This is a genomic window from Flavobacterium sp. GL_143 (genome assembly GCF_057834355.1).
In genome coordinates this window covers 1,493,649-1,510,973 of the sequence record NZ_CM174401.1, presented here as the reverse complement: position 1 = coordinate 1,510,973, position 17,325 = coordinate 1,493,649, and the positions used below count along the sequence as shown (strand labels likewise).

Here is a 17,325-nt window from a genome sequence, read left to right as displayed (position 1 = left end):
TTTTAACACATAGAAACATAGTTTACAAGTTTCAAAAAAGACGTTTCACTTAAAAATAAATCGCATCCCGAAGCTTCGTGACTATGCGAAAAAATTAAGATTTTCTAGAAACAACTTTAAATTTCAATCCTATGTTTCTATGTGTTAAATACATTTTTATGACCCGAGCGAAGCAAACAGACGCAATAATTACAACCATAAATAACAAATTACCTATATTCGATTAACTCAATACAACCAAGAATGTTCAAGCAAAATATACCATTAGTTAAAATTTTATTTACACTATTGCTTATCGCAAATTGTAATTTGAATCCCGTTTTTTCTCAAAACAAAAAAGCTACTTCTACGGAGAACAAAGACGCACAACGTTTTTTTTCAAAACCCGATTTAATGCAAATTGGTGTTTACTATTATCCTGAACAATGGCCAAAAGAACAATGGGAACGTGATTTAAAAAACATAAAAAAACTAGGATTTGAGTTTACGCATTTTGCCGAATTTGCCTGGACGTATATGGAACCCGAAGAAGGTAAATATGATTTTAAATGGCTTGATGATGCACTTGCTATAGCCGAAAAAAATGGCTTAAAAGTGATACTTTGTACCCCAACTCCAACTCCACCAGCTTGGATGGGAGACAAATATCCTGAAATTTATTTAGTAGATGCAAGCGGACGTCGCAGAGAACACGGTAATAGAGCTAATGTATCTATAACAAATGAAAAATACCGAGAATTTACAGATCAAATAGTTGCCGAACTTGGAAAAAGATACGGTAAGAACAAAAACATCATGGGTTGGCAAATCGACAATGAACCTTTGGGAACTGCCGATTTTAGTCCTTCAGCCCGCAAAGCATTTCAAATTTGGCTTAAAGCCAAATACGGAACAATCGAAAAACTAAATACAGAATGGGTTGGGAATTTTTGGAGTACTCGTTATAATAACTTTGAACAAATAGTTTTACCTAATGCCGAAATTTATTTTGAAGATAAGCTAAGCCCTCATGCCGTTTTAGATTTTAAAAGATTTACCTCGGATGCACAAGGTGAATATTTAAATAGACAAGCCGAAATACTTAGAAAGTATGTTGATCCAAAACAATGGATAACAACCAACTTTACCAATGTAATTTATGATGCCGATCCTAGAAGTGCCAATAAAATGGATTTCATTACCTATACCATGTATCCTGTAAGTGGACAGAATCCTTTAGGAGGAGATAGTTTTAGAATGGGGCATCCTAACAAAATATCTGAAGCAAATGATTATTACAGATCTATAAGCGGTGTTACTGGTATTATGGAATTACAACCTGGGCAAGTAAACTGGGCTGGAATTAACCCACAATTACAACCAGGAACGGTTCATATGTGGATATCTCAAGCTTTTGGTGGAGGTTGCTCATTTACTTGTACGTATAGATACAGACACCCGCTAGGAAGTAGTGAAATGTACCATGACGGAATCGTAGGAACCGATGGTGTTACACTTACTACAGGCGGAAAAGAATTTGTACAATCTATCGAGGACATGAAATTACTTCGCAAAGAATACAATCCTAAAGCGGTAATTCCTCAGGAAATTGCAAAAAGAAAAACAGGTTTTTTATGGAGTCATGAAAACCTTTGGGATTTAGAAAACCAAAAACAAACAGAATTCTGGAGTACCTGGAGACATAGAAACATATATACAACTGCAGTAAAATCGACTGGTGCGCCAATGGATTTTATTACAGAAGACGAAGATTTCTCTGCTTATCCGTTTATTGTTGCTCCTGCTTACCAACTTATAGATCAGAAATTGGTCGACAAATGGACAAAATATGTTGAAAACGGAGGAAACTTAATCCTTTCTTGCCGTACAGGTCAAAAGGATAGAAACGGACATTTCTTTGAAGCTAATTGGAGTGCGCCAATCGTACCATTAATTGGTGCCGATGTAGATTTTTTTGATATGCTTGTTGCCAATGTAAACGGAACAATAAGCTCAGGAAACAATACCCACAAATGGAATACCTGGGCAGATGTCCTAAACCCAAAACAAGGAACAGAAGTATTAGCAACTTATGCAGATCAATTTTACAAAGGTAAAGCTGCTGCTATTACAAGAAAATTAGGCAAAGGAACTGTTACTTATATTGGTGCAGAAAGTAAAGACGGAACTTTAGAAAGACAAGTTGTACGTACTATTTACGAACGTGCAAAAGTAGCCATCGAAGATTTACCAAAAGGAGTATTTGTAGAATGGAGGGATGGTTTTTACGTAGGTGTAAACTATACAAACGAACCTATAAACTTACCAATACCTCAAGGAAGTAAAATTCTTGTGGGACAAAACCCTTTACAACCTGCCCAAGCCATTATTTGGAAATAATTTTTTCATCACGAATTTCACAGATTAACGCAAATTAAAAATGCTTTTATTTTAAAAAAATTCGTGATAATTCGTGAAATTCGTGGCAAGAAAACTTTTCACTACGAGGTCAGATAAAAACCTTGCACGATAACGAGAAAACAAACAAAACAACTTAATAAACAATACCAATGATTTTTTCAGAAACAGACATTCAGCAATTAGCGATAGAACATTATGGATTATCCGCTACCGTAAAAGCGTTAGACGGTTATGATGAATTGAATTTTATCTTAACCGATGAGAAAAATCAAAAGTATATATTAAAGCTTTCTGATGAAAATCAGCCGTATCCTTTTCTGGATGCGCAGGTTAAAATCATTCAGCATTTAAGCAAAAGCCCTTTAGCAGAAAGCTTTCAGCAGTTTTCTCTCAATAAAAACGGAGAAGCTTTAACCCAAATAATCAAAGACAACAAAACGTATTACATACGAATTCTTAGTTTTCTTGAAGGCACTTTTTGGTACGAAGAACAAAAAAAATCAAGTACTGCTCTTTATAATTTAGGTGCATTTATGGGTAATATGGATAAAGCATTACAAGACTTTTCTCATCCTGCAATGCATCGCCATTATACGTGGGACATTAGCAGAGCGGGTGATGCCAATGAAAAACTGAAGTACATTACTAATCACGAACGTAGACGAATTGCCGGGTATTTCCTTTTGCAGTTTGATACCGAAGTGCTTCCGCAAATACACACATTACGACATGCATACATTCATAATGATGCCAATGATTGTAATGTAATGGCGCAAGGAGAAAAAACTACTGGTTTGATTGATTTTGGCGATATGGTTTATTCCGCTTTAATCAATAATCTTGCAATAGCTTGTACGTATGCAATCCTAGAAAGCGATGATCCGTTAACAGCTGCTTCATTCATCGTAAAAGGATATCATGAAGCATATTCGCTTACAACACAAGAACTAGATTTACTATATTATTTAATCGCTGGAAGGCTTTGTATAAGCGTAACACAGTCGGCTTATAACGCATCGCTAAATAGCGATAATGCCCATCATTTCATAACAGAGAAGCCAGCTTGGGAGTTATTATACAAACTCATCAAAATAAATCCTATAAAAGCTCAAGATACGTTTAGAAAAGCTTGCGGATTTGATGGCGTGATAAATGACTCCAACTATTCTGATTTATTACAGGCTCGCCAAAAAAATGTAGGTAGAAATTTAAGCATTGGTTACAACGAGAAACTAAAAATCGTAAAAGGGGCATTACAATATTTATATGATGATAAAGGAAGAACCTTTGTAGATTGTGTAAACAACCCATCACACGTTGGACATTGTCATCCAGTAGTGGTAAAGAAAATGCAAAAACAAATTGCAACTTTAAACACTAATACAAGGTATCTTAACGATACTATATTAGAATATGCTGAAAAACTTACCGCAACATTACCATCGTCATTAAGCGTTTGTTATTTCGTAAACTCTGGTAGTGAGGCAAATGACCTTGCTATAAGAATGAGCCGTCATTTTACGAAGCAAAAAGACATTATCGTATTAGATCATGCTTATCACGGAACCTCAACCGTGGCAATGGAAATGAGTCCTTATAAATTTGACAGTAAAGGAGGTTTTGGAAAAATGTCTTGGATCCACAAAGCAATTAATCCCGATTTATATCGAGGTCCTTATAAATACGGCGATGCAAAAGCAGGCGAAAAATATGCTGCTGATGTACAAAGAATAATTGAAGATTTAAAAAAAGAAGACAAAGCACCTGCCGTATTTATCTGCGAAACCTTATTGGGCGTTGGAGGTCAGATTCCGTTACCAGAAAACTATCTAAAAACCGTTTATGATTATGTAAGAGCTTCGGGAGGAGTTTGTATTGCCGATGAAGTTCAGGTAGGATTTGGAAGAGTTGGCGATAAATTCTGGGGTTTCGAGTTACAAGATGTCGTTCCGGATATTGTTGTACTAGGAAAACCTATAGGAAACGGTCATCCGCTTGCAGCAGTAATTGTTACAAACGAAATTGCCGATGCTTTTAACAACGGGATGGAATACTTCAACACTTTTGGAGGTAATCCAGTATCTATGTCGGCTGGACTAGCTGTTCTGGAAGTAATTCAGGACGAAGAAATGCAACAACACGCATTAGAAGTGGGTAATTACTTAATGGATTTACTAAAAGGATTAATGGATAAATTCCCAATCATTAGTGATGTTCGCGGACATGGTTTATTTATTGGTGCCGAAATGGTAAAAGACTGGACAACCATGGAACCTGCAATTCCTGAAATTGACATTGTTGTCGAAAAAATCAAAGAAAGAGGGTATTTACTAAGTACTGATGGACCTTTGCACAATGTTTTAAAGATAAAACCACCAATGCCATTCAACAAACAAAATGCAGATGAAATGGTACAATACCTTGAAGAAATATTAAAAGAAGTTACTGTTTAAATAAATTAATTGTCAAATAGTTAATTACAATAATCGGGTATAGTTTCTATCCCGATAAATTAATAAGGGCGTATGAAAATTTCATACGCCCTTATTTTATTAAAATAATGTCTGATTTTTTTAAAATTATTGATAAAGAAAGTCCCAGTGGGACGTTATATTTATAGCAATTTTAATTGTAATCAAAAGAAACCCCATCGGGGTGGCATTTCATTAATTAGACAACCTATCTTATTTAACTAGGACCAATTGATGGTAATATATATAGCAATATCTAAAGAAAAACCAAAATATCGCTACGCTGTAGCTTCTGCTCAAACCTCTTTAAATTTGCTATAAATATGATGCTCCGCTGGAGCAATTATCTATCAAATCTTCTAAAACTTTCAAAAATAACAAAGAGGCCGTCTGAAAATTATTTTTCGAATAGCCTCTTATGTTTTTAGGAAATCATATTCTAATTATAACTTCCCTCGTTTTTGTAAACCCTCAAGAAAATCTTGTGCAAATTCAGCAGGATGAAGTGCATATCCTAAATGTCCTCCCGGAACATACAAAACTTCAGTTCCAAATTGTTTAGCTAGATTGGTAACTGGCCAAGCAGGCATAGTTTCAAGTGAATCTCGTCCTACACAAAAAAGGATCTTATCTTTATTTTCTTCTAACTTATCGGTATCAAAATCAGTCGAAGGATATTGTCTGACTTCATATTGAAACCAATATTTTGTATTTGGTGTTTCCGGTCCTTTTCCACCTTTCATTAGTTCACCATCTTTTGTACCTGGAATAAGCTCATTTACAAACTTTTCCTTCGCAGGGCCTTCTCCATCTTTAGCATAAATATCATAGATTTCCTGAACAGTAGCTTTCCATTTATCAACATCTGGAAGATATTTTAAAGCTGTTGGTTCATGCGGAATCAATGCTTTAATTATTTCTGGATGAAGGCACATTAACTGTAACGAAACTAAAGCTCCCGAACTACTTGCGAATACAAAAGCTGGTTCGCTAGTGAGATGCTTAATTAAGCTAGCTGCATCATTGGCGTCGGTATTTATACGATGTGAGTAATCTTGTTCTCCTACTAGTTTAGATCCTGAAAATCCTCTACGATCATAGGTTACTACTGTAAATGTCTTTGATAATATTTCGCGAATCGGAGTAAAGATAAAATGATCTCCATTTGCTCCCGGAATCATTAATAAAACTGGTCCGTTTCCTTTAGTTTCATAATATAATTCTGCTCCTGGTACATTAAGTATTCCTGTTGTTACTCCTTCAATTTGTTGTGTGTTATTTTCCATATTTATTTTTTTTAATGTTGTAATTAATTAGATCTAGATATTTCTTATTTTAAAACCATTAGATGCAATAAAGATTTAATTAAACACATAGTCCCGAAGCTTCGGGATAGATTTTATGTGTTTGAAAAAAAGAAAATCAAAAAGAAACCCGTTTCTCACACATAGCTATGCGTATTAATGCAAGTGAAACGCCTTTTTTGAGTTCAATAATTCTATGTTTCTATGTGTTAAAAACAATTATACCTAACGGGATTATTTCAAAAAATCTAATATTTTTTCAGCTATTAATTGAGGATTCTCTAACCATGGTAAATGTCCTGAATTAGCAATTGAATAAAAAGTACCATTGGGCATAGCCTCAACAATTTTCTGTCCTTTTTCTTGTGAAAGAAAATTATCTTCTGTACCTAAAATCAATGCTGTTGGCTTATGAAGACGACCCAATTCTTCAGCATTAATTTCGGGAATCATGTTCTCAATAAGACTAGTAGCTGAAATTACATAATGTGGCAAATGATCAAAATTAAAATAAGCATCTGCTAACTCTATTGGAAGTGTCGCTACAAATTCTTTAGAATGCCCCATTACTGTCAATGTTTTTAATGCCTTTTCTTTGTTCTTAGGAATTATAAAATGCATTGCCAATTTTGTAAATGGCGGAGTCCCTAAAAGCCGAATTGCTAACGGAGGTTTACCGCCCATAATATTACCGGGATTTCCTAATAAAACTAATTTCCTTACTTTCTCTGGATGCTCCATTGCAAGTAATGTACTCCAATGTGCACCCATAGAATGCGCAACAACATCTACGTTTTCTAAACCTAATGCTTCTAAAATTGTATTAAGTGACTGATGCGCAAATTCTCTAACATTTACAGTGTTATGATCCATGCCTTCGCTCAAACCACCACCCGGACGGTTGATTGCAAAAACGCGTCGCCCTTTGAATTGTGCTATAAGTGAAGCTAAAACAAAAGCATCACCTACATTACCTGGAACAATTACCAAGGGTTCTCCTTCGCCAATTTCCAAGACACGAACTTTTATTTGCTCTTCGGGTAAAGTTACATAATGCTCTTTTGCTTCAATTCCATAATGGCTGAATAATGCTTTTTCAGCGTTTCTTGCATTGATGACTTTAGGATCATCGTTGTTTAATGTTAGAATTTTATTTTTCATAGTATTGAAATTAATTGCATTTCGCTTTCAGCTTTTAAAAATATTTTACCAACAATTGCACAAATTATCGCAAATTAATTTGCGTAATTTTTGGTTTGTGTTTTGTGTTTTACAAGTTCAGCAATTTCTCTACATTCAAATGCCCAATTTTCGCTTTATCTTCATCAGAAATTGGTGCATTTTTAAGAAAATCTCCTGTTTCTTTTTTCATTAAATAAGGATAATCTCCTGAGTAAATAATATGATCTGCACCCATTTGTGCAATTGCAAATTTTAACTGCACTTCAGAGAAGATTCCGCTTGGAGTGATATAAACATTAGTCTTGTAGTAATCTGAAATTTTACGTTTCAAATTTGTTGTTTCTGGAGTCATAACCTCATCCATTCGCTCTAAAAAGAAGGGTACAAATTCTCCCCAATGACCTGATATCAATTTTAGATTAGGTAGCTTATCAAAAATTCCCGAAAGTATCATACGTACCACATGAATACCAATATCCATATGCCATCCAAATCCTGCGGAAGCAAATGTTCCTGTAACTTGTTCCGACCATTGGTCACTTTTAAAATAATAATCGGAAATGTTTTTAGCAATAATTGCCGGATGCATATAAATAGGCACATTCAACTCGGCTGCTTTGGCAAAAATTGGAAAGAAGATTGCATCATCAAAAAACTGACCATGAAAAGTTCCAGAGAGCATAGCACCTTTAAAACCAAGCTTGATTACAGCACGCTCCAATTCGGTAGCGGCAGCAACTGGATCTGTAACAGGTAAAGAAGCAAAACCAGCAAATCGTGTTGGGTTTTGCTTAATTAAACTAGCTAAATCATCATTTGCCATCTTACAAAGTTCAATTGCATTAGCAGCATCAATTAATGTTTGTGGATTTCCATTCCCATATGAAATGACTTGCATATCGATACCGCTTTCATCCATAAACTTAATTCTGCGCGCACCAACATCTTCAATATCTTCGCTCGACTGCAAATATTTTTTTGCAATCTCTAATCCAGCTTTATTCTCTTTTGCATCAGCACCATTAACAGCAAGTTGTTCCATTCTTTCACTTACTTTTTTTGATCTAAAATGCTCTTCAATAGTTATAATTTTCATCTTTATGTTTTTTTAAATCTTATTATTTTTATTCAATAGTTTGAAAAAATCCGATTAGGAATTCAACCAGTTTTCAGATTCCTGATATAATTTTGAGACCATTTCCGGTTTATCAATTCCAGGTAAATTAACGTCTACATCATATCCGCTTTTGCTTAAAGCATAAGACATATTGGCATAACTTGGTCTGAATTTGGCGATTTCTTCTTTCGGAATTACAATTCCATTTGCAGGAGAAACTGGGGTTAAAGAATCTTTTTCATAGATTCCTTCCATCGAAATTATGGACCAAAGTCCGTTTATTTTCTGCGTTTTATATAAAAGTTTGGCATCTGATTTTAACTCTAATAAATGTCCCTGAATTTCCATTCTCATCTGGATGGTTGTCATTGTTATGGAAACAGCTTTATCATTATTCAGCCAAATTAAAGTATCGTATATTTTATGGGGAGCATAAGTTTCCATTTTGCTTGAAGCGTCGACAAAACCATATCCCGAGCCATTAAACCATGAAATTGTTACAGTTGAATTTTCTGCAAAACATTTTTTCATTTCCTCCCATTGTGCATTATCTCTGCAAAAACGTTCAAATTCTATTAACTCTTTAATATTGAATTTATCGATTACGTTTTCTAAAGCATTCCCTGTTGGCTTTTTTAATAGCATTTTCATAATCAGCTCTTTTTAATTTTATTACTATATCATATCAGTTTATTTTCTGATGATTTATAGTACAAAATTAGGCGGATAGAAAAACCTGTGCATTGACAAAAGTCAAAAAGAGTTATTTGGATTTAATTCTGCTTAAAGTTTCCTGAGACATATCTAAATAAGTGGCCACGATTCTATTAGAAAGAAGCTGAATATAATGAGGTTGTTCTTTTAGAAGTTTTTCGTATCGTTCTTTAGCAGATAAAGTCACCAAATCTTCGATTCTGCTATTTTGAAAAGCAAAAGCCAATTCTAAATTTTTTTGATAGAAAAGATTCCAACAAGGAATTTCATCCAGAAATTTAAAGAAATCTGTTTGGGATATAGACAATAATATAGAATCTTCCAGAGCATCTATATATTCAACAGAAGGTGTTTGAGTAATAAAACTGGTAAGTGACGTTATAGGAGTATTACCAAATGAGACCAGTCTTGTTTTTTCCTGACCTTCTTTTGTGATGTAATAAGTGCGCATACAACCTTTTACTAAAAAATAAAATTGAGTACAAACTTGTCCCTGAGATAAAATGATTGTATTTCTTTTTACTTTTTGAGAAGTTAAACAAGACATTATTTTATTCAGATCTTGTTCTTCAATTGGAACTAATCGTGTAATAAATTCTTTAAATGTATCGGTCATAAGAACAATTTTTTTATACGCCTAAGTAATAAATTGAACAAAACAGAAGCGATTGATTTACTTCTAAATATAAAACAAATTCAATTGCTATAAAATTAAAACGTAAGAAATAATCTACTTTAACAAAATACTGACATAATCCCCACTTACAGTAAAACATGTCATTATCAACACTTAAATCAATTTCACATTTTTAAGAAGCTCATCCGTAAAAATGTTTTATTTTTGCCCCCTTTTCATCAATTCAATTAAAGCAACTCGTAAGTGATAACAAACAAACCTTATTTAAAAGAAATCTCACTCAAAAGAGAATCAATTACAAGTTATGAGGAATATCCATTTACGATACCATCTATAAAAGGGTTGGATAAAGTTGAATTTCACTCTGATGTTACTTTTATCGTAGGAGAAAATGGCTCAGGAAAATCTACGCTGATAGAAGCAATTGCTTTAAGTATGGGATTAAGTCAAGAAGGAGGAAGTAAACATGCTCGTTTTAGTACCCATCAGAATACATCAGGGCTTTTTAATTATTTAAAGATTGCAAAGAGTCATAGTCTCCCAGAAGACTATTACTTTCTTCGTGCTGAAAGTTTTTATAATCTGGCAACTTATATGGAGGAAACGGATAACCTTCAGGGAACGGGTCATTCCTTACATGAATGCTCTCATGGTGAATCTTTCATGAAAATCATTACTGAACGATTAGGCGGAAATGGTCTTTATGTTTTTGATGAGCCCGAAGCGGCTTTATCGCCCATGAGGCAACTTACACTGTTTACAGCAATAGATGAACACGTAAAAAACAATTCGCAATTTATAATTGCAACCCACTCTCCAATTCTTTTGGCATACCCAAATGCAATAATATATCAATTGGATGAAAACGGAATAAGACAAGTTGATTATGAAGAAACGGAACACTATTTAATCACCAAAGGGTTCTTAAATAATTATAAGAATATGACCGAAATTCTTTTAGATCATAAAAAATAAAACTCCTTTTATTGATTTTACTTTATTAGAAACTAATCGTAATCAAATTAGACAAATTAATAAAAAGTAAGAAAAGTCCTTTTTTGGCTTTTGTCAAAGGATAAGCTTTTTACTCGTCTTAAGTTTGCTCTAATAAAAGTAAACAACATTTAAATAAATAGAGTTATGACATTAGACGAAAAAAAAGAGCTTTTGTTGCAACAATGCAACAAAACCTAAGATATTATAGAAATTACATCTGAAACACATCCAATTCATATTACTGAGTGGGGAAATTCAGGTCCTACAGTATTGCTAATCCATGGAGGTGTTCAGGGTGGTTTAGGCGGAGAACCAATTAACTTTATTAATCAGCGCGAGCTTGCAGATAAAGGGTATAAATTGAGAGTACCTAACAGACCGGGATTTGGAGATAGCCCATCACGTGGTGCAGATAGTCAAACAGCCGATGCGGTTTGGATTGCAGAAGAATTAGGAAAAGGTTCTCACCTTGTAGGACATTCTTTTGGTGGAGCCGAAGCATTATTAGCTGCAGCAATCAGACCAGAAGCCATACCAATTATAAAACAAAAATACAATTTTTCAGACAAGTACAAATCAAAGTAGCATGCCTTTTAATCTTAAGAAATGGCAAAACAATAAAAAAAAACACAAAATACTGAATATCAATACCATAAAACCAACTTTGCTAAAAAATATGCTTCCATGCAGCATTTTGAGTATAAACTCAAGCGCCAACTCAATAATACTAAAGTAAACTTAATTTATAAGGAAACAAAAAGAGATTATTTATTTAAAAATTAACACGTATAAAATTCAGTATTTATACGTATAAATGTAAATAACTAAGAAAGTTAACACAAAAAAAACATGTCAACATGTTGATTATCAAAAAATTAAATTACATTTGTAGTGTTAATCCCCTAAAAACTTAACCTTATGAAAAATGTTAAAAAAAATGTATGTGTAACAGTTGTTAGCACATTATTGTTAGTTCTTAGTAGTAGTTTTAGTTATGGAAATAACGTAAAACAAAATTCTCGCCCTTATGATTTAATTTTTCAATTACTTGACGTAGATGATAGCGGGTACCTTGAAGGAGACGAACTTGAGGGACTAACTTCACTGCTCAATTTAACCACTAACGCCGTACCTCTTCTTATATCCCTGGCTGATGTAAATCACGACAATAAAATTAGTGAAGGAGAGTTTACAATTGCAGGAGGACTTCAGGGTATATTGGATTTATATAAAACCTATTTTCCAAATTAATTCATTCAAAGTACTTTAGATCAATTTTTAAATCGAATAAAACCTGTTAACATTAGTTATCAGGTTTTTTTGTTTTCGTAAACTCTCAAAAATATAGAATTAGCAAATTCTAAGTCACTCTATAATAAAATATCCTAAAAAGAATAAACACAAGCAAACCCAAAATCAGATTTTAAATTTTCATTCCTTAAATTCATTATATGTTTAAAAGCTAAGTTTTCGCTCACATTAAACTGAGACAAAGCGGCATCGATATTAGCATCTATGATATTTAAAACATAAAAACCAACAATAAACAGAGCTGATAAATCTCTATTACGTTGAAATTGCTTTTGAGCAGAAATTAATTGACTCTCGCTTAAATTCTTTAAAAATTCAGAACCACTTGTATTTCCTGCTAATCTGCTTTTGTATTCGTCCCGATAAATATTGTAGTTTTTCTGACTGTCGATATAAAAATAAACACTTGTTCCTATTGCTCCATAAACCAAAGGAAGTTTCCAGTATTTTCTATTATAAATCTGTCCTAAACCAGGAAAAATAGCCGAATAAAATGCAGCTTTTGCAGGACGCAAAGGATCTATTGTTTCTGATTTAAGAATATCATTTGAAACGATTTGTTTCTTTTCCTGAGCAAAAATCGAGGTTAATCCAAAAAATAAAAACAGAAGAATAAATTGATATTGCATAAGGAAGTTTGCTTTAAAATTTCTCTCAAAGAAAACTCATTAGTTCTAAGAATTTTCTTAAGCAAAAGATAAATAAAACTTAATCTTTAAATTTTGAAATTGATATTGTTTCCAACTTAAAGGACTATAAAAACTCCTAAATTCCTCACTTAGCCCCGATAGAACTGGAAATCCTTTTGTGCTGGCCCCGAGGCTTCGGGAGGCACAAAAGATTGAAAGGGATAGCGGGATTAAAGCTCTTATGAAACGAAATTTTTCTGCTTCTAAAAAAATTACTCCCCCAACATTTCCATCAATTCCAAAGCTCTTTTGGTAGATTTTACATTTTCAAAAGTCAATAAAAGACGTAAACCATTTGGAGTTTCTTTTTCTTTCATTTTGCAAATATTACTATGTGTTTGTACAAAATTTATCACTTTATGAAAACGTTTCGATTGGTAATAATCAGACTGTTGATCGGAAACAAAATAACCAATCATTTTACCTTTTTTCATTACCAGTTTCTCAATTCCTATTTTAGTCGCAATCCATTTAATGCGGATACTATTCATCAACGCATTAGCACGTGGAGGCATTGGCCCAAAACGGTCAATTAATTTGTTTTGGAAGAGAACCAGTTCTTCTTCATTTTTCACAGAACCTAACTCGTTGTACAAACTCAAACGCTCTGTAACATTATTAATATATTCATCAGAAAACAATAACTCAAAATCGGTATCGATTTGCAAGTCTTTTACGTATTCCTTCGTTTCAATATCGTTCTCCGCAGGATATAAATCTTTGAATTCGTTTTCTTTTAATTCTTCGATGGCTTCATTCATGATTTTCTGGTAAGTATCAAACCCGATTTCATTAATGAAACCGCTTTGTTCACCACCTAATAAATCTCCTGCCCCACGAATTTCAAGATCTTTCATCGCGATATTAAAACCGCTTCCTAACTCGCTAAATTGCTCCAAAGCCTGGATTCGTTTACGAGCATCTTCGGTCATGGATGAATATGGCGGACAGATAAAATAACAGAATGCTTTCTTGTTGCTACGCCCTACTCGACCACGCATTTGATGTAAATCTGACAATCCGAAGTTATTAGCATTATTGATAAAAATGGTATTGGCATTTGGTACATCAAGTCCACTTTCGATAATTGTTGTGGCAACCAGAACATCAAAATCTCCGTTCATGAACGCCAGCATTAATTCTTCGAGTTTAGCGCCTTCCATTTGTCCGTGTCCGATTCCTACTCTTGCATTTGGGACTAAACGCTGAATCATTCCGGCAACTTCTTTTATATTTTCGATTCGGTTATTAATAAAGAAAACCTGTCCGTTACGCTGAATCTCATACGAAATCGCATCACGAATCAATTCTTCATTAAAACCAACTACATTAGTCTCGATTGGGTAACGATTGGGCGGAGGCGTTGTAATTACCGATAAATCTCTCGCTGCCATTAAGGAGAATTGTAATGTTCTCGGAATTGGCGTTGCAGTCAATGTCAACGTATCAACATTGGCAGCAATTGTCTTCAATTTATCTTTTACGTTTACTCCAAACTTTTGTTCTTCATCGACAATTAGCAATCCTAAATCTTTAAAAACTACATTTTTATTTACTAATTGGTGTGTTCCAATTACAATATCCAGTTTTCCTTCTGCTAAATCTTTGAGGGTTTGTGCTTTTTGTTTTGCCGTTCTAAAACGGTTTAAATACCCCACAGAAACGGGCATTTCTTTTAATCGTTCCGAAAATGTTCTATAATGTTGGTAGGCAAGAATTGTCGTTGGTACTAAAACTGCAACTTGCTTGCTATTATCTACTGCTTTAAAAGCGGCACGAATTGCAACTTCTGTTTTTCCGAATCCTACATCACCACAAACCAAACGATCCATTGGTCGGTCGCTTTCCATATCGGATTTTACTTCCTGAGTTGATTTAGTTTGATCTGGTGTGTCTTCGTAAATAAACGAACTTTCTAATTCGTTTTGTAAGTAACTATCTGGCGCAAACTGAAAACCTTTTTCCAATCTTCTTTTAGCATACAACTGAATAAGATTGAAGGCTATATGTTTGACACGTGCTTTGGTTTTTTGTTTTAAAATCTTCCAAGCATTCGAACCTAACTTATAAATTTTGGGTGGCGTTCCGTCTTTTCCGTTGTATTTGGAAATTTTATGAAGCGAGTGAATACTCACATACACAATATCATTATCGGCATAAACCAACTTAATGGCTTCTTGCGTTTTTCCTTCTACCTGAATTTTTTGCAATCCACCAAATCGCCCGATTCCGTGATCGATATGCGTTACATAATCGCCAACCGATAATGTGGTTAATTCTTTAAGCGTGATATTCTGTTTTTTAGAATAGCCGTTTTTAATATTGAATTTATGATAACGCTCAAAAATCTGATGATCGGTATAACACGTAATCTGATTTTCGTCATCGATAAAACCTTGATACAATGGTAAAACTATCGTATGATATTGCTTGCGAATATTCTCAGAATTGGCTTCGTCCAAGGTTTCAAAAATATCATGGAAACGTTTTGCCTGCGCATCATTTGAACAGAACAAATAATTCTTGTAACCGTTAAAATGATTATCACTTAAATTATTAAGCAATAAATCAAACTGTTTATTAAATGAGGGTTGTGGCTGGATATGGAAATCATATTTCTTGATTGTTTTAAAAATTGGTTTACTGGCCAATTCTACAATCGAAAAATCCAATGCTTTTTTTATAAACGACTTCTGGTTTAGGAATAACTGATCTGGCGTTGCGCGCTTAATTTCTTGTGATAATTTCTCGTAAGCTTCTTCGGCTCTTGCAAATTGTTTGTCTAACTGACTCAGAAATCCATCTGTATTCTGAATAAAAAGAACTGTTTTTTCAGAAATATAATCTAAGAAACTTTCTCTATTTTCCTGAAACACTTTGTTCTCGACATTGGGTATTATCGTAATTTTTTTATGTGTTTCTATAGATAATTGTGTCCCTACATCAAAGCTTCGAATACTATCGACTTCGTTTCCAAAAAACTCAATTCGATATGGGTTATCATTCGAAAAAGAAAACACATCGACAATTCCACCTCGAACAGAAAACTCTCCGGGCTCGGTAATAAAATCTACTCTTTTGAATTCATATTCGAATAAAACTTCATTAATAAAATCAATTGAAATTTTATCGCCAACCGACACTTTCAAGGTATTCTTATCCAACTCTTTTCGAGTTACTACTTTTTCAAATAATGCTTCGGGATAAGTTACGATTACAGCAGGCTTTTTACGCGAATTAATTCGGTTTAATACTTCCGCACGAAGCAAAACATTGGCATTATCAGTATCTTCTATCTGATACGGTCTTCGGTAAGATCCGGGATAAAACAATACATCTTGCTCCCCGATCATTTGCTCTAAATCGTTCAGATAATACGCTGCTTCTTCTTTATTATCCAAAATAACAAGAAAAGGCAATTCGACTTTCTTAAACAAAGAACGAATTACAAATGAAGCCGACGATCCTAACAATCCGTTAAGATGCAATTTCACTTCATTGTTTTCTATTAACTGATTGGCAATTTGCTGTGTTTTGGGCAAATTATCGTACGTAGTATATAAAGCACTTTTACTCAACTCTAGGAATATTTGGGGTCACTTTTTCATTAGGAATTGCTCTTGCAGTATCCTTTATCATTTTCATTAACTCTGTCTCCCCGTCTTCAACAGGAATCTTACTCTTTACAAGAATCTTATCCATTTGTCTTTGTAAAGCCATTAGTTCATTATTTATTTCTCTGATTAAAATACTGACCTTTTCGTCGGGAATTCTATCCAAATGAATATATAAATCCATCATTTTTATTTTCGTAATTATGATAGCGATTCTAGTTTTAACTTGAGGTACATTAAGTTGGGCTGGAATATTATTATTTAAAGCCTCGGCGCTTTTGGTGATTTCAGTAGATTTTTTTTGAAATGCTCCAATGGTTTTTTGAGGCGTTCCTTTTAATACTTTTAAAAACAGGTGCCATTCATTCCATTGGCTTTCAATTTGTTCAGAAGCCTCATTAATAGAAGTATCGTAAAAAACCCAACTATTTCTAATATTATTAAAAATCAATTCTTTCTTTTTGGCTTCCTTTTTATTTTCGGCAAGTCGCTTTTCGTCGTTATTCTGACATGAGTTTAAAAGAAAAACAAAAAGCAGGAAAAGAGATATTCTATATTTCATCGGTTCAAACATTAAGCTACAAAGTTACAAAGTAATTTTACAATTACGAATTCTGTTTTTTTGCTAAAGATTCTATAAATCATGGTTGATTTTTTAGCCCACAGATTTAGCGGATTAAACAGATTGACACAGATTTTTTCTAGTTTTTAAACCATCATTTTGAAAAATTTAACCGCAAAAGCACGCAAAGATTTTTATTTTGTGTTAAGGTTAGAAAACACAAAGTTCGCAAAGCTTTGTATTGATCTAGCTTTGCGAACTTTGTGTTTTTATAAAAATGCTTAATTAAAAAACTTTGCGTGCTTTGCGGTAAAAATAATCTGCCTAT

Annotated in this window: 13 protein-coding genes; 5 read left to right on the top strand and 8 right to left on the bottom strand. The window is 33.7% G+C overall.

Going from position 1 to position 17,325, the window contains the following annotated elements; all coding sequences use genetic code 11:
- Positions 1–243: 243 nt before the first annotated feature.
- Together AC3IPI_RS06435 and AC3IPI_RS06430 are read left to right on the top strand one after the other, a co-directional pair.
- The gene (locus tag AC3IPI_RS06435) at positions 244–2,379 is read left to right on the top strand and encodes a beta-galactosidase (protein ID WP_489157899.1); all 2,136 of its coding nucleotides are present in this window, start codon (positions 244–246) and stop codon (positions 2,377–2,379) included.
- Positions 2,380–2,549: 170 nt separating this feature from the next.
- Complete coding sequence (locus AC3IPI_RS06430) at positions 2,550–4,853, top strand: aminotransferase class III-fold pyridoxal phosphate-dependent enzyme (protein WP_489157897.1); 2,304 nt, start codon at positions 2,550–2,552, stop codon at positions 4,851–4,853.
- A gap of 461 nt (positions 4,854–5,314) precedes the next feature.
- Here AC3IPI_RS06430 and AC3IPI_RS06425 read toward each other — a convergent pair whose 3' ends face one another.
- The 5 genes from AC3IPI_RS06425 to AC3IPI_RS06405 form a co-directional block, all read right to left on the bottom strand.
- A complete protein-coding gene (locus tag AC3IPI_RS06425) occupies positions 5,315–6,157 on the bottom strand; it encodes an alpha/beta hydrolase (protein ID WP_489157895.1) in 843 nt (280 codons plus the stop codon).
- 252 nt (positions 6,158–6,409) lie between these two features.
- Positions 6,410–7,336 carry an alpha/beta fold hydrolase gene (locus tag AC3IPI_RS06420; RefSeq protein ID WP_489157893.1) on the bottom strand — a complete coding sequence of 309 codons (927 nt, stop codon included), beginning with the start codon at positions 7,334–7,336 and terminating at the stop codon, positions 6,410–6,412.
- A 109-nt stretch (positions 7,337–7,445) separates the two neighbouring features.
- Complete coding sequence (locus AC3IPI_RS06415) at positions 7,446–8,453, bottom strand: amidohydrolase family protein (RefSeq protein WP_489157891.1); 1,008 nt, start codon at positions 8,451–8,453, stop codon at positions 7,446–7,448.
- Between the two features lie 54 nt (positions 8,454–8,507).
- Positions 8,508–9,125: a hypothetical protein gene (locus AC3IPI_RS06410; RefSeq protein WP_489157889.1), complete on the bottom strand. Its 618-nt coding sequence runs from the start codon at positions 9,123–9,125 to the stop codon at positions 8,508–8,510.
- A 112-nt stretch (positions 9,126–9,237) separates the two neighbouring features.
- Positions 9,238–9,804, bottom strand: a complete 567-nt coding sequence (locus tag AC3IPI_RS06405; RefSeq protein ID WP_489157887.1) for a Crp/Fnr family transcriptional regulator — start codon at positions 9,802–9,804, stop codon at positions 9,238–9,240.
- 264 nt (positions 9,805–10,068) lie between these two features.
- Between AC3IPI_RS06405 and AC3IPI_RS06400 the strand changes: the two genes are divergently transcribed.
- The 3 genes from AC3IPI_RS06400 (at position 10,069) to AC3IPI_RS06390 (ending at position 12,072) form a co-directional block, all read left to right on the top strand.
- A complete protein-coding gene (locus tag AC3IPI_RS06400) occupies positions 10,069–10,800 on the top strand; it encodes an AAA family ATPase (protein WP_489157885.1) in 732 nt (243 codons plus the stop codon).
- Between the two features lie 291 nt (positions 10,801–11,091).
- Positions 11,092–11,406 carry an alpha/beta hydrolase gene (locus AC3IPI_RS06395; protein WP_489157883.1) on the top strand — a complete coding sequence of 105 codons (315 nt, stop codon included), beginning with the start codon at positions 11,092–11,094 and terminating at the stop codon, positions 11,404–11,406.
- A 333-nt stretch (positions 11,407–11,739) separates the two neighbouring features.
- Positions 11,740–12,072, top strand: a complete 333-nt coding sequence (locus tag AC3IPI_RS06390) for an EF-hand domain-containing protein (RefSeq protein ID WP_489157881.1) — start codon at positions 11,740–11,742, stop codon at positions 12,070–12,072.
- Between the two features lie 134 nt (positions 12,073–12,206).
- On the opposite strand, the gene AC3IPI_RS06385 is transcribed toward AC3IPI_RS06390, so the two are convergent.
- The 3 genes from AC3IPI_RS06385 to AC3IPI_RS06375 form a co-directional block, all read right to left on the bottom strand.
- Positions 12,207–12,761 carry a DUF5683 domain-containing protein gene (locus AC3IPI_RS06385; protein ID WP_489157879.1) on the bottom strand — a complete coding sequence of 185 codons (555 nt, stop codon included), beginning with the start codon at positions 12,759–12,761 and terminating at the stop codon, positions 12,207–12,209.
- Positions 12,762–13,033: 272 nt separating this feature from the next.
- Complete coding sequence (gene mfd, locus AC3IPI_RS06380) at positions 13,034–16,399, bottom strand: transcription-repair coupling factor (protein ID WP_489157877.1); 3,366 nt, start codon at positions 16,397–16,399, stop codon at positions 13,034–13,036.
- Complete coding sequence (locus AC3IPI_RS06375; RefSeq protein ID WP_489157875.1) at positions 16,392–16,997, bottom strand: hypothetical protein; 606 nt, start codon at positions 16,995–16,997, stop codon at positions 16,392–16,394. The genes mfd and AC3IPI_RS06375 overlap by 8 nt, the downstream gene beginning before the upstream one ends.
- Positions 16,998–17,325: the final 328 nt, after the last annotated feature.